Raw genomic sequence first — 22,435 nt, forward strand, 5'->3', positions numbered from 1 at the left:
TTCCGGGGCCGGGCGACGACCGTGAGGTTGCGCGCGGGTGGCTGTAGCGACCTGCGCCACTCAGGTGGCAGCGCGGTGGGAGGGGCACGTATCGTCGTCGCGACCCGCGGGAGCACTCACGATCCGAGGCTGAGAGGGCGGCAGGACCGGCCGTCGACCGTTCGCACCTGACCCGGTTAGCACCGGCGTAGGGAGGACGACGACTGTGCGTACTCACGTCCCCGTTCCACGACGATCGCGGCGGCACCGGTTGCCGGTGGTGATGCTCGCGGCGCTGGCCATGGTGCTCGCGGCGTGCTCCGGATCGTCGGGCAGCTCCGGCGACGCCGGCACCACGACGATCCGGCTCGCGCTCGACTGGACGCCCAACACCAACCACACCGGGCTGTTCGTCGCGCAGCAGCAGGGCTGGTTCGGTGACGCCGGTCTCGACGTGCAGATCCTGCCGTACAACAGCACCTCGCCCGACACGCTCGTCGGCTCCGGCGCGGCCGAGTTCGGGATCGGCTTCCAGAACTCGTTCACGTTCTCCAAGGCCGCGGGCGCCGACATCGTGTCGGTCATGGCGATCCTGCAGCACTGGGGGTCCGGCATCGCGGTGCGCGCCGACCGGGCCGACATCACCTCGCCCAAGGACCTCGACGGCAAGACCTACGGCGGCTTCGGCGATCCCGGCGAGGCCCCCAAGATGGCCGCCGTCATCAAGGACGCCGGCGGCCGGGGGACGTTCGACACCGTCGTCCTCGGGACGTCGGCCTACGAGGCGCTGTACTCGGGGCAGGTCGACTTCACCGAGCCGTTCACCGCGTGGGAGGGCATCGAGGCGCAGCTGCGCGGCGAGCCGCTCAAGACGTTCCAGTACACCGACTACGGCTTCCCCGACGCCTACGGCGTGCTGCTCGAGGGCAACGGCGCCTGGCTGGCCGCGCACCCCGACGTCGCGACCACGTTCGTGCAGGCCGTGCAGCGCGGCTACCAGTTCGCCGCCGACGACCCCGCCACCGCCGCGAAGATTCTCAGCGACGCCAACCCCGGCGCGTTCGCCGAGCCCGATCTCGTCGACCGCAGCCAGCACATGCTCGCCGCCACGTACATGAAGGACGCGAACGGGCGCGTCGGCACGCAGACGGCCGCGCAGTGGGCGGGCTTCTCCGGGTTCCTCTACGACGCCGGTGTCCTCGTCGACGCCGCGGGCAAGCCGCTCACGGCCCGCCCCGACTTCTCGACGTGGTTCACCGACCGCTACCTGGGAGCGACGCCCTGAGCACCGGGGTCGCCGCCCGCTCGGTCGCGCACGACCCGCGGGTAGTCGCCGAGCCGGTGGCCCGCCGGGGCGGTCGGTGGCGCCGGGTGGTGCCGCCCCTGGTCGTCGTCGCCGTCCTCGTCGGGATCTGGCAGTGGGCCGTCACGGCGTTCGACGTCCGGCCGCAGGTGCTGCCGTCGCCGCTGCGGGTCGTCGAACAGGGGTGGCTGTTCCGGGACGCGCTGTGGACCAACACGGTGCCGACGCTGCAGGTCACCGCGGTCGGGTTCGCGGTCTCGCTCGTCGTGGCGTGGGTGCTGGCGGTCGTCGTCGACTTCTCGCCATGGTTGCGACGGGCGCTGCTGCCGCTGTTCGTCGCCTCCCAGACCATCCCGATCATCGCGATCGCGCCGCTGTTGATCATCTGGTTCGGTTTCGGGTTGCTGCCCAAGGTCGTCGTGATCGCGCTCGTGACGTTCTTCCCCGTCGCGATCGGGCTGGTCGAGGGCTTCTCCTCCGCCGACCGGGAGGCCTCGAACCTGGTGCGCAGCATGGGCGCCGGCCGCTGGAAGGAGTTCCGCTACCTGCGGCTGCCCGCGGCGATGCCGTCGTTCTTCACGTCGCTGCGGATCGGGATCACCTACGCGGTCACGGGCGCGGTGTTCGCCGAGTACGTCGGTGCCCGGGCGGGGCTGGGGATCTTCATGAACCTGCAGAAGAACTCGTTCCGCACCGACCTCGTGCTCGCCGCGGTGCTCGTGACCGCCGCGATCAGTGTCGCGTTGTTCGGGTTGACGTTCCTGGTGCAGCGGCTCGCGATGCCGTGGTATGCGGCGGAGCGCCGCCGTGGATGAGGTGCGTCGTGCGTGAGGTCCGGGTCGACGGTGTGGCGAAGCGGTTCGGGGACCGTGAGGTCCTCGACGATGTCTCCCTGCACGCCGGGCCCGGCGAGCTCGTCTCGGTCATCGGGCCCAGCGGCTGCGGCAAGAGCACCCTGTTCGGCGTGCTCGCCGGCCTGGTCGAGCCCGACCGGGGAACCGTGACCGTCGACGGCGGCCCGGCCACCGGCGCGATGTTCGGGTACATGCCGCAGAAGGACCTGCTCTTCCCGTGGCGGACGGTCCTCGACAACACCGCGCTCGGCCTGGAGATCGCCGGCGTCGGGCGGCGGGAGGCCCGCAGACGGGCCGAGCCGCTGTTCGAGCCCTTCGGTCTCGCCGGGTTCGAGACGTCGCGGCCGTCGGAGCTGTCGGGGGGCATGCGCCAGCGCGCCGCCCTGTTGCGGACGGTCGTGCAGGACCGCGACGTCCTGCTCCTCGACGAGCCGTTCGGCGCCCTGGACTCCTTGACCCGCACCGGGATGCAGGAGTGGCTGGAGGAGGTGCGGTCGCGGTTCGGCTGGACCGTCCTGCTCATCACCCACGACATCCGCGAAGCCGTCTTCCTGTCCGACCGGGTCGTGGTGCTGGGCCCCCGGCCCGCGCGGGTGCGGGCCGTCGTGGAGATCGACCTGCCCCGTCCCCGCGAGCCGGCCTCGCCCGCCGCGGCCGCCCGCGAAGCCGAGCTGCTGGCCCTCCTCCGCACCCTGTGAGCGGCGATGGTCGCTATGGCGACCATCGCCGCTCACGACCCCTGACCAGGCGAAAGGCCCGGCCTCCGCGGGAGCGGGGCCGGGCCTTCGGTGTCGTGCGTGCGCGCCGGGACGATCAGGCGCCGGGCAGGGCCACGTCGATCGGGTTGTGGTCGACGTGGATGTGGTGGTCGTCGGTGGTGGTGGTCGCGCTGCTGTGGTCGTCGGTCAGCGTCGCCTCGTTGTCCGACAGGAAGTGGTTCGTCGAGTGGTCGTGGACGCTGTTGTCGTTGTTGCTGTCGGTCGTCGTCGTGTCGTGCGAGTCGGTCGAGTTGTGCGAGTCCGTCGTGTTGTGACCGGTGTCGTTGTTGCTGTCGGTCTGGTTCGCGTTGCTGCCGTTGTTCGCGACGGAGCCCGAGCCGAAGTTGGTGAGCTCGGTGGAGGTGTGGTCCCCGCCGGTGCCGGAGCCGATGACGCCGCCGTCGGAGGCGGTGGCGCCGTGGTTGTTGGTCGCCGAGCCGCCGGCACCGAAGTTCACCGCGCTGTCGGTGTCGCCCTCGGCGACCTGGTTGCCGGAGCCGGCGACGGCACCGTTGCCGGTGGCGATGTTGCCGTTGTTGTCGCCGCCCACGGCCGCGGAGTGGTCGCCGGTGGCGTTGACGTTGGTGACGTCGACCGGGGCGAAGACGTGGCCGCCGTGCGAGGCGTCGATGTCCTGGTGGACGGAGTTGTCGATGGTGGTCTCGCGGGCGTCGACCGACACGTAGTTGTTGGTGATGTAGTTGTTCAGGTACTTGACCGCGGCTTCGTGGGGCGACTCGTGGCCGTGGTGCACGGGCGGGGGCGGGGGCAGGTGGCCGCCGTGGTCGTGGCCGCCCTTCCAGTTGTGCGACTCGTCGTCGTTTGCCAGCGCGATGGCGTCGTGGATGTCCTCGGCGCTCAGGTTCGACATGCCGCAGCTCTCGAGGTAGGCGGCGGGGTCGGCCTGGAAGGCGGCCTGCTCGGCCGGGTCGTTCAGCAGGCTCATCAGGAAGTCGAGAAGCGAGGTGCTCATCGGATTCTCCGTTGCTCGGGTGGTTCTCGTGTGTGGGTGACGTGCCGTTCGTGATGTTCGGGTGTCGCGGCCGGTCCGTGTGGGCCGGTGTTCGAGGCAGAACGTTATGAGCGGGGCGACGGGTCGGGGATCGGGGAAGTCCCAGAGTTCGTCCGCGGCCGGATCGCCTGATCCGGGGGCTCGACGAGTGGGGGGCCGGGGGCATTTCGCGAAAGAGGGCGACAGGGGCTTTCGCGAACGGCGCTCGTCGGCTAATGGAGATCTGACCTGCGGTTTCGTTCCGGAAGCACTGTTGGTGAGGTCCTTCCGGAATTGCCGGGATGGCTCGTTCTTTGCGCTGTGGAAGGAAATCTTTACCGACGGTTTGTTGCCATCAGCGGGATGCGTGGTCGAACGCCTGTGTGTGTCCGGATGGCGCGGTAGGTGCGAATGTCGCCCCATGGCGAAGATCGGGGGGTGTACATTTTCCGGTAGGACCGTTACGCGTCTTCTCGAACAGGATTCCCACACGTATTCGGACAATCGAATCGATGGTCCGCGGATTGCGTTCTCTTGACCGACCCCGACGGGCCCACACCGGCGTGGTGGCAGGACTCACGGACCGCGCGCGGCGCGGACGATTAGCGTTGCCGGGTAACACGACCCGGTCGACCGGGGACTCCGACGACCGGGACGGTCACGGCGAAAGGGACTCCCATGGGCACCGGCGGGCGCGTCACCGTCGTCGGCATCGGTGCCGACGGCTGGTCCGGCCTCACCTCCGACGCCCGCGACGCCGCCCTCGCCGCCGACGTCGTCCTCGGCAGCCCCCGCCAGCTCGACCTGCTCCCCGAATCCCTCACCGCCACCCCCCGTGCCTGGCCGAGCCCCCTCGTGCCCGCCCTACCCGCCCTGTTCGCCGAGCTCGCCGACCGCGCCGTGTGCGTCCTGGCCAGCGGCGACCCGATGTTCTTCGGCATCGGCGCCACCCTCGCCCGCGTACTGGGACCCGACCGGCTGCGGGTGATCCCGGCGCCGTCGTCGGTGGCGCTGGCCTGCGCGCGGCTGGGCTGGCCGGAGGAGGAGGTCGACGTCGTGAGCGTCGTCGGCCGCCCCCTCGCGAGGATCCGACGTGCGCTGGCCCCCGGCCGGCGGCTGATCGTGCTCTCCGCGGGCGCCGAGTCACCCGCGGAGATCGCGGCACTGCTCGACGCCGACGGCTGGGGCCCCAGCGCCATGGCCCTGCTCGAACAGCTCGGCGGCCCGGGGGAACGGCTGCTCGCCGGGCACGCCTCCCACTGGCCGCACCCGCCCGGCGACGCGCTCAACCTCGTCGCCGTCTCCTGCGAGCCCGGACCGGACGCGCGTGTCCTCGGCGAGACCGCAGGCCTGCCCGACGACGCCTACGACCACGACGGCCAGCTCACCAAACGCGAGATCCGGGCGGTGACGCTCGCGATGCTCGGCCCCCGGGCCGGCGAGCTGCTGTGGGACGTCGGCGCCGGCGCCGGCAGCATCGCCATCGAGTGGATGCGGGCGCACGCGTCGTGCCGGGCCGTCGCCATCGAGTCGCACCTCGACCGCGTCGCCGCGATCTCCCGCAACGCCGACGCGCTGGGCGTCCCCGGCCTGGAGGTCGTGCCCGGCCGCGCCCCCGAGGCGCTTACCGAACTGCCCACCCCCGACGCCGTGTTCATCGGCGGCGGCGTCACCGGCGACGGCGTGCTCGACACCTGCCTCGCCGCCCTGCGACCCGGCGGGCGGCTCGTCGCCAACGCGGTGACCGTCGAGGCCGAAGGTGTCCTCGCCGCCGCCCACGCCCGCCTCGACGGAACCCTGACCCGGCTGTCGGTCGCCCGTGCGGGCGCGGTCGGCGGCTTCACCGGCTGGCGCCCGGCGATGCCGGTGACGATCTGGAGCGTGACCCTGTGACCGTCCATTTCATCGGTGCCGGCCCCGGCGCCCCCGACCTGGTGACGCTGCGCGGGCGCGACCTCATCGCGTCCTCCCCGGTGTGCATCTACGCGGGCAGCCTGGTCCCGCCGGAGATGCTGGCGTTCGCGCCCGCGGGGGCGCGGCTCGTCGACAGCGCACTGATGACGCTCGACGAGATCGTCGACGAGATGGTCCGCGCCCACACCCACGGCCTCGACGTCGCCCGCCTGGCGTCGGGCGACCCGTCGGTGTTCTCCGCGATGGCCGAGCAGATGCGGCGCCTCGACGCCCTCGACGTCCCCTACGACGTGTGCCCGGGCGTTCCCGCCTACGCGGCCGCGGCCGCGGCGCTGCGTCGTGAGCTGACGGTGCCGACGGTCGCCCAGACCGTCACGCTGACCCGCATCGCCGCCCGCGCCACGCCGATGCCCGAGGGCGAGGGGATCGGCGAGCTGACCCGCGCCGCGGGCACGGTCGTCGTCCACCTCGCGGTGCACCGGATCGAGGAGGTCGTGAAGGAGCTGCTCGACGTCCACGGCCCCGACTGCCCGGCCGCCGTCGTCGCTCACGCCGCCCGGGACCACCAGGTGGTGCTGCGCGGCCGTCTCGACGGAATCGCCGCAGACGTGCGCGCGGCGGGCATCGAGCGGACCGCCGTCGTCATCGTCGGGCCCGCGCTCGCCGCCGAGCAGTTCCCCGACTCGCACCTGTACTCCGACGGGCGGTGTCGGTCCTGACGCCGAACTCCAGCACCCTTCTCGTCCTCGGCGGGACCGGCGAGGGCCGCCGGCTGGCGGGCGTGCTCGTCGGCAGGCCCGCGCTGCGGGTGGTGTCCTCGCTGGCGGGGCGGGTCAAGGCGCCGTCGCTGCCGGCGGGAGAGGTCCGCATCGGCGGGTTCGGCGGCACCGCCGGGCTCGCACAGTGGTTGCGCGACAACAGGGTCGACGCCGTCGTCGACGCCACCCATCCGTTCGCCGCGCGCATCACCGCGCACGCGGTGCGGGCCTGCGCGGCCACCGCGACGCCGCTGCTCGTGCTCAGCCGCCCCGGCTGGACGGCCGGGCCCGGCGACCTGTGGCACTGGGTCCGCAGCCTCGACGAGGCCGCCGGTCTGCTGCCCGAGCTGGGCCGGCGGGTCTTCCTGACGACGGGCCGCCAGGACCTCGCCGCCTTCGCCGATCTGGACCTGTGGTTCCTCGTCCGGTCGGTCGACCCGCCGCAGCCGCCGGTGCCGCGGCACTCCGAGGTGCTGCTGGCGCGCGGCCCGTTCTCCGTCGACGGCGAGCGGGACCTGCTGGAACGCCACCGCATCGACGTGCTCGTCACCAAGGACAGTGGCGGCATCATGACGGCCGCGAAGCTCATCGCGGCGCGCGACGCCCGGATTCCCGTCGTCGTGCAGCGCCGCCCGCCGCTGCCCTCGGGGCCGGGGGTGGAGCAGGTCGAGACCGTCGAGGACGCCGTCGCGTGGGTGCGGCAGCTCCTGCAGGTCTGACCATCGCCGCGCATCCGCGCGCAACCCCACTGTCGCCTTCTCGCCGTCGGACGACGCTGAGGTTGCGCCCGGTGGTTCGGCCGCAACCTCACTGTCGTCGTCGCGCCCCGACACGACTGTGAGGTTGCGCGCGGGTCAGGTGCCGTAGTGCCGCGGGGTGAACACCGTCGTGCCGGCTCCGCGGTGCACCACCCTGGTCGCCGACGAACCGACGACCACCAACGTCCGCATGTCGACGTCCTCGGGGTCCAGCTCGGCGAGCGTCGTCACGATGATCCGTTGTCCCGCACCGCCGACGTCGCGCCCGAGCACGACGGGGGTGTCGCCGGCGCGGTGCTCGAGCAGCACGTCACGCGCCGCGCCGAGCTGCCAGGGCCGGGCGCGCGAGCGCGGGTTGTAGATCGCGATGACCAGGTCCGCCTTCGCCGCGGCGACGAGCCGCTCGGTCACGGTGTCCCACGGCTTGAGCCTGTCGGACAACGAGATCAGCGCGTGGTCGTGACCCAGCGGCGCCCCGACGGCGGCGGCCACGGCCTGCGCCGCCGACATCCCGGGCAGCACCCGGACCGGGACGTCGGTGTACTTCTGCTCGCTCGCCACCTCCAGGACGGCGGTGGCCATCGCGAACACCCCGGGATCCCCGGCGGACACGACGACGACGCGACGTCCCGCGGCCGCGAGGTCGAGGGCGAGGGCGGCGCGTTCGGCCTCGACGCGGTTGTCGGAGGCGTGCCGGGTCTGCCGCGGGTTGGGGGCGACGCGGTCGAGGTAGGGGCCGTAGCCGACGAGGTCGTCGGCCTCGGCGAGCGCGGCGGCGGTCTGCGGGGTGAGCCAGTCACGCCCGGCCGGCCCGGTGCCGACGACGACGACCTCCCCGGGCCCGGTGACCGTCGACCCGCCCTCCTCCGCGACGGCGTCGGCGTCGGCCGACATGTCGGACGGAACGCTCGATGCCACCCGGCCCGGGATGACCGCGATGGAGAAGTACGGGACGTCGGCGGGGTCGACGTCGGCCAGCGGGGACGTGCGCTCGCCCGCGGTCGTGGCGCGCTCGACGTAGTGGGCGTCGTCGAGCCGCCCGGCGTCGGTCAGCGCGCCACGGACGTTGTCGAACGTGCGGCCGAGCTTCATCACCGCGGCCGAGTCCGTGTCGGCGAGGTGCCGCGCCAGCTCGTCGCGGGGCAGGGTGCCGGGCAGGATCGTCAGTACCTCGTCGCGCTCCACCAGGGGCTGCCCGAGCGCCGCCGACGCCGCGGACACCGACGTCACGCCCGGCACGACGACCGCGGTGAACCGCGGGGTGAGCCGCTTGTGCATGTGCATGTAGGAGCCGTAGAAGAGCGGGTCGCCCTCCGACAGCAGCACGACGTCGCGTCCCGCGTCGAGGTGCGCGGCCAGCCGCTCGGCCGCGGCGGTGTAGAACTCGTCGATCGCGCCCTGGTAGCCGCCGGGGTGGTCGGTGCTCTCCGTCGTGACGGGGTAGACCAGCGCCTCCTCGACCTGGTCACCGCGCAGGTAGGGCTCGGCGATGCCGCGCGCGATCGACCGGCCGTGCCGGGCCGCGTGGTAGGCGACGACGTCGGCGGCACCGATGAGCCGGGCGGCCTTGACCGTGATGAGCTCGGGGTCGCCGGGGCCGACGCCGACGCCGTAGAGAACTCCGGGCACCGTCACTCCTGCTCGCTCGCCAACGCGTTCAGCGCGGCCGCCGTGATGGCCGAGCCGCCGCGGCGCCCGTGCACCACCAGGTGCTCCAGGTCGGTCCGGGCGGCCAGGGCGTGCTTCGACTCCGCGGCGCCGATGAACCCGACGGGGATGCCGAGGACCGCGGCCGGGCGCGGCGCACCGGCGTCGATCATGTCGAGCAGGTGGAACAGCGCCGTCGGCGCGTTCCCGATGGCGACGACCGCGCCGTCGAGGTGCGGGCGCCACAGCTCCAGTGCCGCCGCCGAGCGGGTGTTGCCCAACTCCTGCGCCAGCGCCGGGACGCGCTCGTCGCGCAGGGTGCAGATCACCTCGTTGTCGCGGGGGAGCCGGGCGCGGGTGACGCCGGCGGCGACCATCATCGCGTCGCACAGGATCGGGGCCCCGGCCCGCAGCGCCGCACGGGCCGCGGCGACGACGCCCGCGGTCGCCGCGATGTCGTCGACGAGATCGACCTGCCCGCACGCGTGGATCATCCGGACCGCGACGTACGCGACGTCGGCCGGGAGCCGGGAGAGGTCGGCCTCGGCGCGGATCGTCGCGAACGACTGCCGGTAGATCTCGGCGCCGTCGCGAATGTAGGTGCTGGTCATGCGGTTCCTTCCGGCGCCTGCGGCGCCTGTGAGCGGCGATGGTCGCCATAGCGACCATCGCCGCTCACGACCTCGGTTGCGTACGTGCCGTCCACCTGCGCGACGAGTTCGGCGTGGGCCCCGTGCGGGGCGCCGCAGCGTCTCCCGCAGCCGACGACGTGGGTCCGTTCCCCGGCGGAGAGGGTCAGCGCACGGGCGTGGGAGCGGACGTCGGCGAGCGACTTCGCGCACCCCGGCGACCCCGCGCACGCGCTCACCAGCGTGACCGGCGAGTCGGCGTCGACGGCGAACCCCGCGGCCGCGAGAGCCTCGGGGTCGCCGCCGGAGGGCAGCACGATCGTCCGCCACGGCGTGACCAGCACCTGGGGCGAGAGCCGGGCGAGCAACCGGAGGTCGGCGGCGGCGAGCTCCCCCAACACCGGCGCGACGACGAGCGCGCGCCCGCCGTCGTCGCGCAGCACGCCCCCGACCCCCGGGGAACGAACGGCACAGTCGCGCAACTCAGTGGCGTCACTGTGCCGTTCGTGCGCGTCGGGCAGGGCGCGAGTGGGCAGGGCGAGGGCGGGCAGGGCGAGGGCGGCGGCGACGCGGGCGGCGGCGTCCGGCACCTCCGAGGCGCGCCATTGGGAACTGCTCAGCGCGGGGAACGCCTCCGCCGCGCTGACCAGCACGTCCACGGCATCGGCGAGCGCGACGGCACCGACCGGCGTGCCGGCCACGAGCAGTGTCCCGGTCGTCGCGGTCCGGGCCCGCCAGCACAGGTCGGGGGCCTCGGCGGCGACGTCGCCACGGCCGTCGTCGATCGCGAACAGGAACCGTCCGGACAGCCCGGCGAGCGCAGGACAGGCGCAGATCGCGGTGTCGAGCCGGGCCGCGACACCGCGGACGTCGGCGAGCCCGCCCGCGATCCCCGACAGCGGCGAGGCGAGGACGTTGCGTATCCGCTCGTGGGTCCGTGACGGCACGAGACCGGCCGTGACCAGCACCGACAGGGCGTCGGGGTCGTCGCGGCGCAGACCCCGCAGCTGCAGGTTCCCCCGGGAGGTCAGGTGCGCGGCGCCGTCACCGTGGCGTGCCGCGCAGTCGGCGACGGCCCGCGCCGCGGCGGCGGTGAGCACCCCGCCGGGCAGCCGGATCCGGGCGAGCGCACCGTCGGCGGCGTCGTGCGGGGCCAGTACGCCCGGGCAGGCGTCGGCCCGCAGGCGAGGCGGCGGCGCGACGGACGGGGGCACGGCCGCCACTGTAAACACCGCATTGCGGGCGTGGCGGGAGCCGATCGTCACTCCGGGGCCGCTCGGCTTGACGTGCGAGCAGGACGTTGCGGACAGTGAGAGCCGAACAACTTCATGGCGGGCGGGAACCGAGGAAGCCGGTGCGAGTCCGGCGCGGTCCCGCCACTGTCACCGGGGAGCGGACCCCACGCACGGCCACGGGCGCGAGCCCGGAAGGCCGGGGCGAGCGCCGATCCGGGAGCCAGGACACTCACCTGCCCGCCGACCATCCCACCCGGGACGAGGATCCCGAGGAAGGCCGGCCATGCGCCCCGAGAACCCGCGCCCCGAGATCCTGCTGCTCTCCACGTCGGACACCGACCTGCTGTCCGCCCGCGCCTCCGACGCGCCGTACCGGCTCGCGAACCCGGCCCGCGTCCTGCTCGACGACCTCCCCGCGCTGCTCGACGGCGTCGCGGTCGTCGTCGTGCGGATCCTGGGCGGGCGCCGGTACTGGGAGGACGGCCTCGACGCGGTCCTGGCCTCCGGGAAGCCGGTCGTGGCGCTGGGCGGGGAGATGGCGCCCGACGCGGAGATGATGGAGCTGTCGACGGTGCCCGCCGGGGTCGCCGCGCAGGCCCACGCCTACCTCGCCCAGGGCGGCACCGACAACCTCGCGCAGCTGGCCGCGTTCCTGTCCGACACCGTCCTGCTCACCGGCGAGGGCTTCGCGCCCCCGGCGGAGCTCCCGGCCTGGGGCATCCTCGACCGCCGCGGGAAGGAGAGCGACGGCCCGACCGTCGCCGTCCTCTACTACCGCGCCCAGCAGCTCGCCGGGAACACCGGCTACGTCGAGGCGCTGTGCACGGCGATCGAGGACGCGGGTGGGCGGCCGTTGCCGGTCTACTGCGCGTCGCTGCGCCAGGCGCCCGCCGAACTGTTGACGACGTTGCGCGCCGCCGACGCCATGGTCGTCACCGTGCTCGCCGCGGGCGGGACGAAGCCCGCGTCCGCGCAGGCCGGGGGTGACGACGAGGCGTGGGACGTCGCGGAGCTGGCCGCGCTCGACGTCCCGATCCTGCAGGGCCTGTGCCTGACCAGCAGCCGTGAGTCGTGGGCGTCCTCCGACGACGGGATGACCCCGCTCGACGTCGCCACCCAGGTCGCGGTCCCGGAGTTCGACGGCCGGCTGATCACGGTGCCGTTCTCGTTCAAGGAGGTCGACGCCGACGGCCTGTCGGTCTACGTGCCCGACCCCGAGCGCGCGGCCCGCGTCGCCGGGATCGCCGTCCGACACGCCATGCTGCGCCGGATCCCCAACGCGGACAAGCGGATCGTCGTGATGCTCTCGGCGTACCCGACGAAACACGCCCGCATCGGCAACGCGGTCGGGCTCGACACGCCGGCGTCGACGGTCGCGTTGCTGCGCACCATGGCCGAGGCGGGCTACGACGTCGGCGACTTCCCCGGGGTGGCCGACGGCGACGGCGACGCACTGATCCACGCGCTCATCGAGGCCGGCGGTCAGGACCCGGACTGGCTCACCGAGGAGCAGCTGGCCGGCAACCCCGTCCGCATCTCGGCGGCCCGCTACCGGTCGTGGTTCGAACGGTTGCCCGCGGAGCTGACCGACGGCGTCGAGAAGCACTGGGGGCCCGCTCCGGGGGAGCACTACGTCGACCGCTCCGCCGACCCGGACGGCGAGATCGTCGTCGCGGCGCTGCGGTCGGGCAACGTCGTGCTGATGGTGCAGCCGCCGCGCGGGTTCGGCGAGAACCCCGTCGCGATCTACCACGATCCGGACCTGCCGCCCTCGCACCACTATCTCGGCGCCTACCGCTGGCTCGCCGCGCCGCGCGACGAGGAGGGTTTCGGGGCGCACGCGATCGTGCACGTCGGCAAGCACGGGAACCTGGAGTGGTTGCCGGGCAAGACGTTGGGCATGTCCGCGGGCTGCGGGACCGACGCCGCGCTGGGCGACCTGCCGCTGGTCTACCCGTTCCTGGTCAACGACCCCGGCGAAGGCACGCAGGCCAAGCGCCGCGCCCACGCCACGCTGGTCGACCACCTGATCCCGCCGATGGCGCGCGCCGAGAGCTACGGCGACATCTCGCGGCTGGAGCAGCTGCTCGACGAGCACGCCAACATCGCAGCGCTCGACCCGGCGAAGCTGCCCGCGATCCGTCAGCAGATCTGGACGCTGATGCAGGCGGCGAAGCTCGACCACGACCTCGGGCTGTCCGAGCGCCCCGAGGAAGATCACTTCGACGACATGCTCCTGCACGTCGACGGCTGGTTGTGCGAGATCAAGGACGTCCAGATCCGCGACGGGCTGCACGTCCTCGGCGCGGCCCCGACGGGCGCGCAGCGGGTCGAGCTGGTGCTGGCCATGTTGCGGGCCCGGCAGATGTGGGGCGGGGAGCAGAACGTGCCCGGGCTGCGGGAGGCTCTCGGCCTGGTCGAGGACGGGTCGGAGACGAAGGCGCGCACGGACGCGATCGAGGCGCTCGCACACACGCTGGTCGCGGACATGGAGGCTGCGGGCTGGGATCCGGCCGCCGTCGCCGAGATCGCGCGCCTCCACAAAGCCCCCGAAGCCGAGGCCGTGTTGCGCTTCGCCGCGACCGAGGTCGTCCCCCGCCTCGCCGGGACCGCCCACGAGATCGACCGCGTCCTGCACGCCCTGGCCGGCGGGTTCGTCCCCGCCGGGCCGTCGGGCTCCCCGCTGCGCGGCCTGGTCAACGTGCTCCCGACCGGGCGCAACTTCTACTCCGTCGACCCCAAGGCCGTCCCGTCGCGGCTGGCGTGGGAGACGGGGCAGGCGATGGCGGACTCGCTCGTCGAGCGCTACCGCCGCGACCACGACGACTGGCCCCGCTCGGTCGGCATCTCGGTGTGGGGCACGTCCGCCATGCGCACGTCCGGTGACGACGTCGCCGAGGTCTTCGCCCTGCTCGGCGTCCGCCCGGTGTGGGACGAGATGTCGCGCCGCGTCGTCCGCCTCGAACCGATCCCGCTCGACGAGCTCGGCCGCCCCCGCATCGACGTCACCGTCCGCATCTCCGGGTTCTTCCGCGACGCGTTCCCGCACGTCCTGGCCCTTCTCGACGACGCCGTCGCCCTCGTCGCGGGTCTCGACGAACCGGCGTCGCAGAACTTCGTCCGGGCACACGTGGAGGCCGACCGGGACCGCCACGGCGACGAGCGGCGCGCCCGCACCCGCGTCTTCGGCTCGAAGCCCGGCACGTACGGCGCGGGGCTGCTGCAGCTCGTCGAGTCCCGGGACTGGCGCGGTGACGCCGACCTCGCCGAGGTCTACACGACGTGGGGCGGCTACGCCTACGGCCGCGGCCTCGACGGCGTCCCCGCGCGCGACGACATGGAGAACGCCTACCGGCGGATCGCGGTGGCGGCCAAGAACACCGACACCCGTGAGCACGACATCGCCGACTCCGACGACTACTACCAGTACCACGGCGGCATGGTCGCGACGGTCCGCGCGCTCACCGGCTCCGCGCCGGAGGCCTACATCGGTGACTCGACGCGGCCCGAGTCCGTGCGCACCCGGACGCTGTCGGAGGAGACGGCGCGGGTGTTCCGGGCGCGCGTGGTCAACCCGCGCTGGATCGCGGCGATGCGCCGCCACGGCTACAAGGGCGCCTTCGAGATGGCCGCGACGGTCGACTACCTCTTCGGCTACGACGCCACGACCGGTGTCGTCGACGACTGGATGTACGACCGGCTGGCGGGCGAGTACGTCCTCGATCCGGAGAACCGCGCGTTCCTGTCCGAGTCGAACCCGTGGGCGTTGCACGGCATGGCCGAACGGCTGCTGGAAGCGGTCGAACGCGGCATGTGGGAGGCCCCGGACCCCGACACCCTCGCCGCCCTGCGCACCGCCTACCTGGAATCGGAAGGCGACGTCGAAAGCCTGTGAGTGGCAATGGTCGCTATCGCGACTATTGCCACTCACGACCCCGGTACGCGCGGTCGAGCAGCGCCCGGATCGTGTCGAAGGACGCCGGCACCGGGTTCGTGGTGTCCGCGACGTCGTGGGCCACGCCGTCGAGGGCCTCGCCGGTGGCACCGAGCGTCGCGAGGTCATGGGGCAGCCCGATGCGCGCGGCGAGCTCCCACAGGGCGCGGCCGGGATCGTCACCCAGGTACGGACGCAGGCGTGACACCATGTCCGGCACCGCCGCGGCGTTCAACGCGACGACGTAGGGCAACACGACGGAGTGCGTGTCGGCGTGCACCAGTCCCAGCCGCCCACCGAGCGCGTGCGAGATCCGATGCTGCAGGCCGGTTCCGGCCGAGCCCAGCGCCGTCCCGGCGAGGAAGGCCCCGTACTGCAGGCCGGCGCGGGCGTCGAGATCCGCCGGGTTCGTCGTGACGACGGGCAGCGACGTCGTGAGGATGCGGACGGCGTCGGCGGCGAGCGCCGCGATCAGCGGGTTCCCGGCCGGTGCCCAGAGCGCGGCGAAACAGTGCGCCATCGCGTTGAACGTGCTCGGGCCCGTCACCGCGGCCGGGAGGCCGACCGTCAGCTCGGGGTCGTAGAGCACGACGCGCGGCCGGACCCGCTCGTCGGATCCCGTGCGCTTGCGCTGCCCACCGGTCATGCCGTAGACGGGCGTCAGCTCGGAACCGGCGTAGGTCGTCGGCACGGCGACGATCGGGATCCCGAGCTCGAGCGCCACGGCCTTCGCGAGCCCGGTCGCCGACCCGCCGCCGAGGCTCACGATCACGTCCGCGCCGGCGTCACGCGCCGCGGCCGTGGCACGCGAGGCGATGTCGACGGGCACGTGCTGGGCGATCTCGTGCCAGGTCAGCGCGGCACGCGCGCCGAGCGCGGCCGTCACCGTGTCCCCGCCGGGCGCGTGCCCGCTCACGATCACCATCGCCCGGGACGCGCCGAGCCGCGCGACCTCGTCACCGACCTCGGCGAGCCGCCCGGGCCCGAACACGATCCGGGTGGGTGCGAACTCGTGGTCGAAGGGGCGGACAGGCGCAGTCATGGTTCCGCGATCGTGGCAGACGCCGCCTCGACCGGCCCCACGGCCGACGGTCCTCGGACGCGTACCAGTCGGCGGCGCGGGCCCGGCTGCGATGGACTCCCTGGTCAGGGGTCGTGAGCGGCAATAGTCGCGATAGCGACTATTGCCGCTCACAGGGGGTTGGTGCGGCCTGCGATGCCCGTGCCCACGACGGCCAGTACCAGTAGACCCGCGATCAGCAGCGGCAACGCGACGGCCGGGGACGTCGTCGTCGCCAGGAGGGCGCCGCCGACCCCGACGAGCGTCGCCTGCGAGAGCTGGTCGGTGAGCTGCGCGGCCGCCGAGTCGGAGCCGACCCGGCCCGGACCCGCCTCCGCCGAACGCGCCAGCAGCAGGAACGACAGCGACGAGAACCCGAGCCCCATCCCGACGCCCGCGACCACCCAGAACGGCAGCGACAGCCACGCGACGCCCCAGGACGGTGCCACCGCCAGCAGCCCCGCGATCCCGACGGTCACGAACGCGAACCCGACCCGCAGCAGCGTCGGCCGTGACAGGTCCGGGTGCCGGCCCTGCCATGCTGCCGCGGACGACCAGCCCAGCGCCCCCACGATCAGCGGGATACCGGCGGCCGACAGCGACCAGCCGTGCGTCGACGTCAGCATCAGCGGCAGGTAGGCGTTGACGGTGAAGAACGCGCCCGACAACAGGCCGCGCGACGCCACGACCGCCGCGATCCCGCGCCGCGCGCGGAACGACCCCGCGGGCAGCAGCCGGCGCAGCGCCGGAACCAGCAGTGCGAGTGCGACGACGGCGACGACCGCGGCGGGCAGGCCCGTCGGGTGCTGACCGGCCCAGCTGAGCGCGGCGACCGCGGCCGCCGCCGCGAGGGCGGCGGCGACGATCCCGCGCCCGTGCGCACCGGTCCGTGCGGGGCGGCCCGCCGGCAGGTCGCGGACCGCGGGCAGCACCAGCACCACGGCGACCACGACGAACGGCACGATCCCCAGGAACACCCAGTGCCACGAGAGGCGCTCGGTGACCACCCCGGCGACGGGCGGTCCGACCAGCGCCGGCAGCACCCACGCCGACGACATCAGCGCGAACACCGCCGGCCGCGCCCGCTCGCTGTAGACCAGCGCGATCAGCACGTACACCGCGACGGCCACGGCCCCGGCGCCCAGCCCCTGCAGCACCCGCCCGACCAGCAGCTGTGCCATCGACGGTGCCGTCCCCGCCACGAGCAGGCCCGCCCCGAACAGCATCGGCGAGGTGACAAGCGTGCCCCGCGGGCCGCGCTGGTCGCACCAGCGTCCGCCGAGCACCGTCCCGACGACGCTCGCGGCCGTGAACGCCACGAACGGCCACGCGTACGACGACACCGATCCCAGGTCGGCCACGACCGCCGGCATCGCGGTGCCGACGCCCATCGCCTCGAACGCGATCATGCTGATCAGCAGCAGGATTCCGACGGTCGTCGCCCGCCTGCCGGGCCCGAACAGCTCGGGGCGCACCGCGGCCTGGTCGGTCGCCGGGGCGCTCGTCGGGGGAGAGGTCGGATCGTCCGTCGCGCTGCTCACGTCGGCCAGCGTGCGCGCTGAACCCCGGTTGAGGTCAACGACTTTCGCGCGCGGAGCGCGCCACGGCAGGATGAGGGTGGTGACGACGGTCGTCGAACAGCAGGTGAGACCCCGGCTGTGGTGGGCCGGTGTGGGCGCCGCCGCAGGCGTCGTCCTCGTCGTGCTCCTCGCGACGGCGGGCCGCTACGGATACCACCGCGACGAGCTGTACTTCCTGCGCGCGGGCCGTGAGCTCGCGTTCGGCTACGTCGACCAGCCGCCGCTCACCCCGCTGCTGGCCCGGGTCGCGACGGTCCTGTTCGGCGACTCCCTCGTCGGTCTGCGCGTCGCGTCGGCGATCGCGTCGGCGCTCGTCGTCGTGTGCGCGGGGCTGCTCGCCCGGGAGCTCGGCGGCGGCCGCGGCGCCCAGCTGCTGGCCGCCGCCGCGACCGGGGCGTCGTCGTTCCTGCTCGCGGTCGGGCACCTGCTGTCGACGACGACCTTCGACGTGGCGGCCTGGGCGCTCGTCTCCTGGCTCGCCGTGCGGGCGCTGCGCGACGGCGGCGCGACCTGGCTGCTCGTCGGTCTCGTCGCCGGGATCGGGCTGCAGAACAAGGTGCTGCCGGCATTCCTGGTGGGGGCTTTGCTGATCGGCATCCTCGTCGGGGGGCCGCGGGAGGTGCTGCGCACGCCCTGGCCGTGGCTCGGCGGGCTCCTCGCGCTGCTCGTGTGGACGCCGTTCCTGGTGTGGGAGGCCCGGCACGGCTGGCCGATGCTCGAGCTGTCGTCGGCGATCGCGGGCGGCAGCTCCGGCACCAGCGCGTCGCGCTGGATCCTCGTGCCCTACCAGCTGGTGATCGCCAGCCCGCTGTTCGTGCCGATCTGGGGGACCGGGCTGTGGCGCCTCGCCCGTGACCCCGCCCTGCGCCGCTGGCGCGCCTTCGCCGTCGCCTGGGTCCTGCTGCTCGTCCTGTTCGTCGCGACGGGCGGCAAGCCGTACTACATGGTCGGGCTCTACCCGCTGCTGCTCGCCGCCGGCGCCGGGCCGGTCGTGGACTGGGCGGGCCGTGGGGCGCACCGGGTCCGGCGTGGAATCCTCGTCGCCGGGGTCGCCCTCGCCGCCGCGGTCAGTGCGCTGCTGTTCCTGCCGCTGGTGCCCGCGACGGCGCTGCCCGGCATACCGATCGACGCGATCAACTACGACGCGGGGGAGCAGGTCGGGTGGCCGGGCTTCGCCGAGACGATCGCCCGGGCCGCCGACACCGTGGCGCCCGCCGAACGTGCGTCGACGATCGTGCTGACCGCCAACTACGGCGAGGCCGGCGCCGTCGACCACTACGGCCCCGCCCTCGGCCTACCGCCGGTCTACAGCGGACACAACAGCTATGGCGAGTGGGGCCCGCCGCCCGCGTCGGCGACGACGGCGATCGCCGTCGGCTACCGACCCGACACGCTGAGCCGGTGGTGCGGCAGCGTGGAACCGTTGGCGCGCATCGACAACGGCATCGGTCTCGACAACGACGAGCAGGGCGCGCCCGTCGCCGTCTGCCGCGACCTCACTGCGAGCTGGGCTCAGCTCTGGCCGCAGATCCGGCGCATCGGATGAGACGGTGTCTCAAGAAGTCAGACCACCGAAACATAGATTTCGGGTGCCCGAACTCTTAGTCTGCCCGTCATGTCCGGTTCGCAGCGTTGCCTCGGGTCGAGCGCCTCTCGACCGGCCCGTGCCCTCGTGCGCGGCCGGGCCGGGGTCGTGGCGGTACTGGCCGTCCTGCTGCTGGTGGTGGCCGGCTGCTCCGGCGCCGGTCCGGCGCGCGACGCCGAACGTCCGCTGGTGCTCACCACGTTCACGGTGCTGGCCGACATCGCCCGCAACGTGGCGGGGGAGCACCTGCAGGTCGAGTCGATCACCAAGGTGGGCGCGGAGATCCACGGCTACGAGCCGACCCCCGGCGACATCCGCAAGGCCGCGGAGGCGGACCTGATCGTCGACAACGGGCTCAACCTGGAGCTCTGGTTCGGCCGGTTCGTGTCGGAGCTGTCGGTGCCGCACGTCGTGGTGTCCGACGGCGTCGAGGTCATCGACATCAGCGAGGACGCCTACGCGGGCAAGCCGAACCCGCACGCGTGGATGAGCCCCGACAACGTGGCGCGCTACGTCGACAACATGGTCGCCGCGTTCTCGAACCTCGACCCGGCGAACACCGACGCGTTCCGCGCCAACGCCGAGACGTACAAGGCGCAGCTGCGGACGGTCCACGACGAGCTGGTGACGGCGTTGGCGGCGGTGCCGGCGACCCAGCGGGCGCTCGTGACGTGCGAGGGCGCGTTCTCCTACCTCGCGCGGGACGCGGGCCTGACCGAGCGCTACATCTGGGCGGTCAACGCCGAGCAGCAGGCGACGCCGCAGCAGGTGGCATCGACGATCGCGTTCGTGAGCGAGAACCGGGTCCCGGCGGTGTTCTGCGAGTCGACGGTGTCCGACAGCGCGATGCGCCAGGTCGTCGCCGCGACGGGCACCCGGTTCGGTGGCATCCTCTACGTCGACTCGCTGTCCGAACCCGGCGGACCCGTCCCGACCTACCTGGACCTGATCCGCCACGACACCCGCACGATCATCGCCGGGCTCACCGGGTCGGCGGCGTGAGTACCGCGGCGGTGCAGGTCGAGGGGCTGACGGTCCGCTACGGCCCCCTGGTCGCGCTGGACGACGTGTCGTTGCGGCTCGACCCGGGCACGGTGTGCGGGCTGATCGGGATGAACGGGTCGGGCAAGTCGACGCTGTTCAAGTCGGTGATGGGTCTGCTGCGCGCGGACGCGGGCCGGGTCCGGATCGCCGGCCACGACCCGGCAGGGGCGCGCCGGCGCGGCATCGTCGGCTACGTCCCGCAGGCCGAGGCCGTCGACTGGGCGTTCCCGGTGTCGGTGCGCGACGTCGTGACGATGGGCCGCTACGGCCGCCTCGGCGCGTTGCGGCGCACGCGGACGGCCGACCGGGTCGCGGTCGCCGACGCGCTGGCCCGGGTGGAGCTCACCGACCTGGCCGACCGCCAGATCGGGCAGCTCTCCGGCGGGCAGCGCAAGCGGGCGTTCGTGGCCCGCGGGATCGCGCAGGGTGCCGAGGTCCTGCTGCTCGACGAGCCGTTCGCGGGCGTCGACAAACGCTCGGAGGCGACGATGTCGGCACTGCTCACCGAGCTGGCGGCCGACGGCTGCGCGGTCCTGATCGCCACCCACGACCTGCACGCCCTGCCCGCGCTGGCCGACGAGGCGGTGCTGCTGCTGCGCCGGGTGCTGCTGCACGGCCCGGTCGACGAGGTGCTGCGCCCGGAGAACCTGGCCCGCGCGTTCGGGATGGACCCGCTGGAGCAGGGGAGGACGGCGTGAACCCGATCGAGCTCATCGTCGAGCCCCTGTCCTACGGGTTCATGATCCGCGCCCTGGTCACGACGGTCGTCGCCGCGGTGGTGTGCGCGCTGCTGTCGTGCTGGCTGGTGTTGATCGGGTGGTCCCTGATGGGCGACGCGGTGTCGCACGCCGTGCTGCCCGGGGTGGTGCTCGCCTACGTCCTGGGTCTGCCGTTCGCGATCGGCGCCGTCGTGTTCGGGTTCCTGGCCGTCGGGCTGATCGGCGCGATCCGCGACACCAGCCGGGTCAAGGAGGACGCGGCGATCGGCATCGTGTTCACGACGCTGTTCGCGCTCGGACTGGTGCTGATCTCGGTGACCCCGAGCCAGACCGACCTCAACCACATCGTGTTCGGCAACGTCCTGGGGGTGTCGGTCGCCGACCTCGTCCAGGTCGTCGTCCTCGGCGCGGTGGTGGCCGCCGTGCTGCTGGCCAAGCGTCGTGACCTGGTCCTGTACGCGTTCGACCCGGGTCACGCGCACGCGATCGGGCTGTCGCCGCGACGCCTCGGCGCGCTGCTGCTGGGGCTGCTCGCGCTGACCGCGGTGGTGGCACTGCAGGTCGTCGGGGTCATCCTCGTCGTCGCGATGCTGATCCTGCCCGGCGCGACCGCGCAGCTGCTCACCGACCGCTTCTCCCGGATGCTGGCGCTCGCGCCGGTGCTGTCGGCGGTGTGCGCGACGATCGGGCTGTACCTGAGCTACTGGCTCGACGCCGCGCCGGGCGGACTGGTCGTCGTCACCCAGGGTGCGGCGTTCGCGGTGGTCTACCTGTTCGGGCCGAGGAACGGGCTGCTCGCCCGGTTCCGCCGGTCGACGACCAAGCCGGTTCTCGATGCCGTCGTGCACGGGGAGCGGCTCTGAGGAATGCGCGCTGTCGTACGGTTCCGGCGACGGGTGCGTGACGAGAGGGACGGATGTCGGAGTCCGCGGCGACGGAGAACTACCTGAAGGTCCTGTGGACCGCCGGGGAGTGGTCCGACGAGCCCGTGACGGTCTCACGGCTCGCCGGGCGGCTGGGGCTGGCGGCGTCGTCGGTGTCGGAGGTCGTCCGCAGGCTGACCGAGCGTGGCCTCGTCGCCCACGCCCGGTACGGCACGATCGAGCTGACCGACGACGGCAGGCGGATCGCCCTGGCCACGGTGCGCAAGCACCGGCTGATCGAGACGTTCCTCGTCGAGTACCTGGGCTACACGTGGGACGAGGTGCACGAGGAGGCCGACGTCCTGGAGCACGCGGTGTCGGACACGTTCGTCGAACGGCTCGCGGCGCGGCTCGGCGAGCCCGACCGGGACCCGCACGGTGACCCGATCCCGAACGCCGACGGCACCGTGCCCGACGAGGCGGAGCTGACCCTGGACGTGGTCGCCGAGGGGGCCCGGGTGCGGGTCGTGCGGGTCTCCGACACCGATCCGCTCATGCTGCGCCACCTCGACCGGCTCGGCATCGCGCTGGGCAGCGTCCTGCGGGTGACCGAGCGCCACGACACCGCCGGCACCATCGAGGTCGTGCACGGGCCCGGTGCACTCGTGCTGGGTGTCCCCGCGGCGCGGGCGATCCGCGTCGCCGTGATCGGGTAGCTGCCGCCCACCGGTCCTGATAGTTAACGGCTATCACCGGATAGGAACGTTTGCTTTGACCGTTCCCGGTGACCACCCCACAGTCACCTGCATGACACGCAGCCGTGA

The 22,435-nt window shown here is 73.3% G+C and carries 18 protein-coding genes and 1 riboswitch; of the genes, 12 read left to right on the top strand and 6 right to left on the bottom strand.

The features are described 5' to 3' along the window. Window positions 1-262: 262 nt before the first annotated feature. The 3 genes from PSU4_RS21715 (at window position 263) to PSU4_RS21725 (ending at window position 2,834) form a co-directional block, all read left to right on the top strand. Window positions 263-1,264, top strand: coding sequence for an ABC transporter substrate-binding protein (locus PSU4_RS21715; protein ID WP_147111623.1), 1,002 nt, complete (start codon window positions 263-265; stop codon window positions 1,262-1,264). An 86-nt stretch (window positions 1,265-1,350) separates the two neighbouring features. Further along, on the top strand, window positions 1,351-2,097 hold the full coding sequence (locus PSU4_RS21720; protein WP_246115265.1) for an ABC transporter permease: 747 nt from the start codon (window positions 1,351-1,353) through the stop codon (window positions 2,095-2,097). An 8-nt stretch (window positions 2,098-2,105) separates the two neighbouring features. Next, the gene (locus tag PSU4_RS21725) at window positions 2,106-2,834 is read left to right on the top strand and encodes an ABC transporter ATP-binding protein (protein ID WP_246115266.1); all 729 of its coding nucleotides are present in this window, start codon (window positions 2,106-2,108) and stop codon (window positions 2,832-2,834) included. Window positions 2,835-2,949: 115 nt separating this feature from the next. Here PSU4_RS21725 and PSU4_RS21730 read toward each other — a convergent pair whose 3' ends face one another. Then, entirely contained in the window at window positions 2,950-3,867 is a 918-nt protein-coding gene (locus tag PSU4_RS21730) for an IniB N-terminal domain-containing protein (protein WP_147111537.1), read from the bottom strand. Window positions 3,868-4,563: 696 nt separating this feature from the next. Here PSU4_RS21730 and cbiE point away from each other — a divergent pair. The 3 genes from cbiE to PSU4_RS21745 are packed head-to-tail and all read left to right on the top strand — an operon-like array spanning window position 4,564 to window position 7,276. Further along, complete coding sequence (cbiE, locus tag PSU4_RS21735) at window positions 4,564-5,778, top strand: precorrin-6y C5,15-methyltransferase (decarboxylating) subunit CbiE (RefSeq protein WP_147111540.1); 1,215 nt, start codon at window positions 4,564-4,566, stop codon at window positions 5,776-5,778. Beyond that, window positions 5,775-6,518: a precorrin-4 C(11)-methyltransferase gene (cobM, locus tag PSU4_RS21740; protein ID WP_147111544.1), complete on the top strand. Its 744-nt coding sequence runs from the start codon at window positions 5,775-5,777 to the stop codon at window positions 6,516-6,518. Before cbiE ends, cobM begins: the two co-directional genes overlap by 4 nt. After that, window positions 6,506-7,276, top strand: a complete 771-nt coding sequence (locus PSU4_RS21745; RefSeq protein ID WP_147111547.1) for a cobalt-precorrin-6A reductase — start codon at window positions 6,506-6,508, stop codon at window positions 7,274-7,276. The genes cobM and PSU4_RS21745 overlap by 13 nt, the downstream gene beginning before the upstream one ends. Window positions 7,277-7,411: 135 nt before the next feature. Here PSU4_RS21745 and PSU4_RS21750 read toward each other — a convergent pair whose 3' ends face one another. The 3 genes from PSU4_RS21750 to PSU4_RS21760 are packed head-to-tail and all read right to left on the bottom strand — an operon-like array spanning window position 7,412 to window position 10,805. Further along, the gene (locus PSU4_RS21750) at window positions 7,412-8,944 is read right to left on the bottom strand and encodes a precorrin-2 C(20)-methyltransferase (protein ID WP_147111551.1); all 1,533 of its coding nucleotides are present in this window, start codon (window positions 8,942-8,944) and stop codon (window positions 7,412-7,414) included. Window positions 8,945-8,946: 2 nt separating this feature from the next. Further along, entirely contained in the window at window positions 8,947-9,573 is a 627-nt protein-coding gene (locus tag PSU4_RS21755) for a precorrin-8X methylmutase (RefSeq protein ID WP_147111553.1), read from the bottom strand. After that, window positions 9,570-10,805, bottom strand: a complete 1,236-nt coding sequence (locus PSU4_RS21760) for a ferredoxin-like domain-containing protein (RefSeq protein WP_147111554.1) — start codon at window positions 10,803-10,805, stop codon at window positions 9,570-9,572. The genes PSU4_RS21755 and PSU4_RS21760 overlap by 4 nt, the downstream gene beginning before the upstream one ends. A 106-nt stretch (window positions 10,806-10,911) precedes the next feature. Further along, a riboswitch (cobalamin riboswitch) is annotated at window positions 10,912-11,077 on the top strand. Between the two features lie 32 nt (window positions 11,078-11,109). Here PSU4_RS21760 and cobN point away from each other — a divergent pair. Then, the gene (gene cobN / locus PSU4_RS21765; protein WP_147111556.1) at window positions 11,110-14,721 is read left to right on the top strand and encodes a cobaltochelatase subunit CobN; all 3,612 of its coding nucleotides are present in this window, start codon (window positions 11,110-11,112) and stop codon (window positions 14,719-14,721) included. A gap of 22 nt (window positions 14,722-14,743) precedes the next feature. Here cobN and PSU4_RS21770 read toward each other — a convergent pair whose 3' ends face one another. Both PSU4_RS21770 and PSU4_RS21775 read right to left on the bottom strand, forming a co-directional pair. Further along, a complete protein-coding gene (locus PSU4_RS21770) occupies window positions 14,744-15,802 on the bottom strand; it encodes a maleylacetate reductase (protein WP_147111558.1) in 1,059 nt (352 codons plus the stop codon). Between the two features lie 149 nt (window positions 15,803-15,951). Then, window positions 15,952-17,361: an MFS transporter gene (locus PSU4_RS21775; protein WP_147111561.1), complete on the bottom strand. Its 1,410-nt coding sequence runs from the start codon at window positions 17,359-17,361 to the stop codon at window positions 15,952-15,954. A gap of 79 nt (window positions 17,362-17,440) precedes the next feature. Between PSU4_RS21775 and PSU4_RS21780 the strand changes: the two genes are divergently transcribed. The 5 genes from PSU4_RS21780 to PSU4_RS21800 all read left to right on the top strand — a co-directional run bounded on the left by PSU4_RS21780 (window position 17,441) and on the right by PSU4_RS21800 (window position 22,327). After that, window positions 17,441-18,946, top strand: coding sequence for a glycosyltransferase family 39 protein (locus tag PSU4_RS21780; protein ID WP_246115267.1), 1,506 nt, complete (start codon window positions 17,441-17,443; stop codon window positions 18,944-18,946). A 69-nt stretch (window positions 18,947-19,015) separates the two neighbouring features. Next, window positions 19,016-19,987 carry a metal ABC transporter substrate-binding protein gene (locus PSU4_RS21785; protein WP_147111567.1) on the top strand — a complete coding sequence of 324 codons (972 nt, stop codon included), beginning with the start codon at window positions 19,016-19,018 and terminating at the stop codon, window positions 19,985-19,987. Next, window positions 19,984-20,727, top strand: a complete 744-nt coding sequence (locus PSU4_RS21790; protein WP_147111570.1) for a metal ABC transporter ATP-binding protein — start codon at window positions 19,984-19,986, stop codon at window positions 20,725-20,727. Before PSU4_RS21785 ends, PSU4_RS21790 begins: the two co-directional genes overlap by 4 nt. Further along, a complete protein-coding gene (locus tag PSU4_RS21795; protein WP_147111573.1) occupies window positions 20,724-21,611 on the top strand; it encodes a metal ABC transporter permease in 888 nt (295 codons plus the stop codon). The genes PSU4_RS21790 and PSU4_RS21795 overlap by 4 nt, the downstream gene beginning before the upstream one ends. Before the next feature lie 53 nt (window positions 21,612-21,664). Continuing rightward, the gene (locus tag PSU4_RS21800; RefSeq protein WP_147111576.1) at window positions 21,665-22,327 is read left to right on the top strand and encodes a metal-dependent transcriptional regulator; all 663 of its coding nucleotides are present in this window, start codon (window positions 21,665-21,667) and stop codon (window positions 22,325-22,327) included. Window positions 22,328-22,435: the final 108 nt, after the last annotated feature.

The sequence above is a fragment of the Pseudonocardia sulfidoxydans NBRC 16205 genome (genome assembly GCF_007989085.1).
GTDB lineage: Bacteria > Actinomycetota > Actinomycetes > Mycobacteriales > Pseudonocardiaceae > Pseudonocardia > Pseudonocardia sulfidoxydans.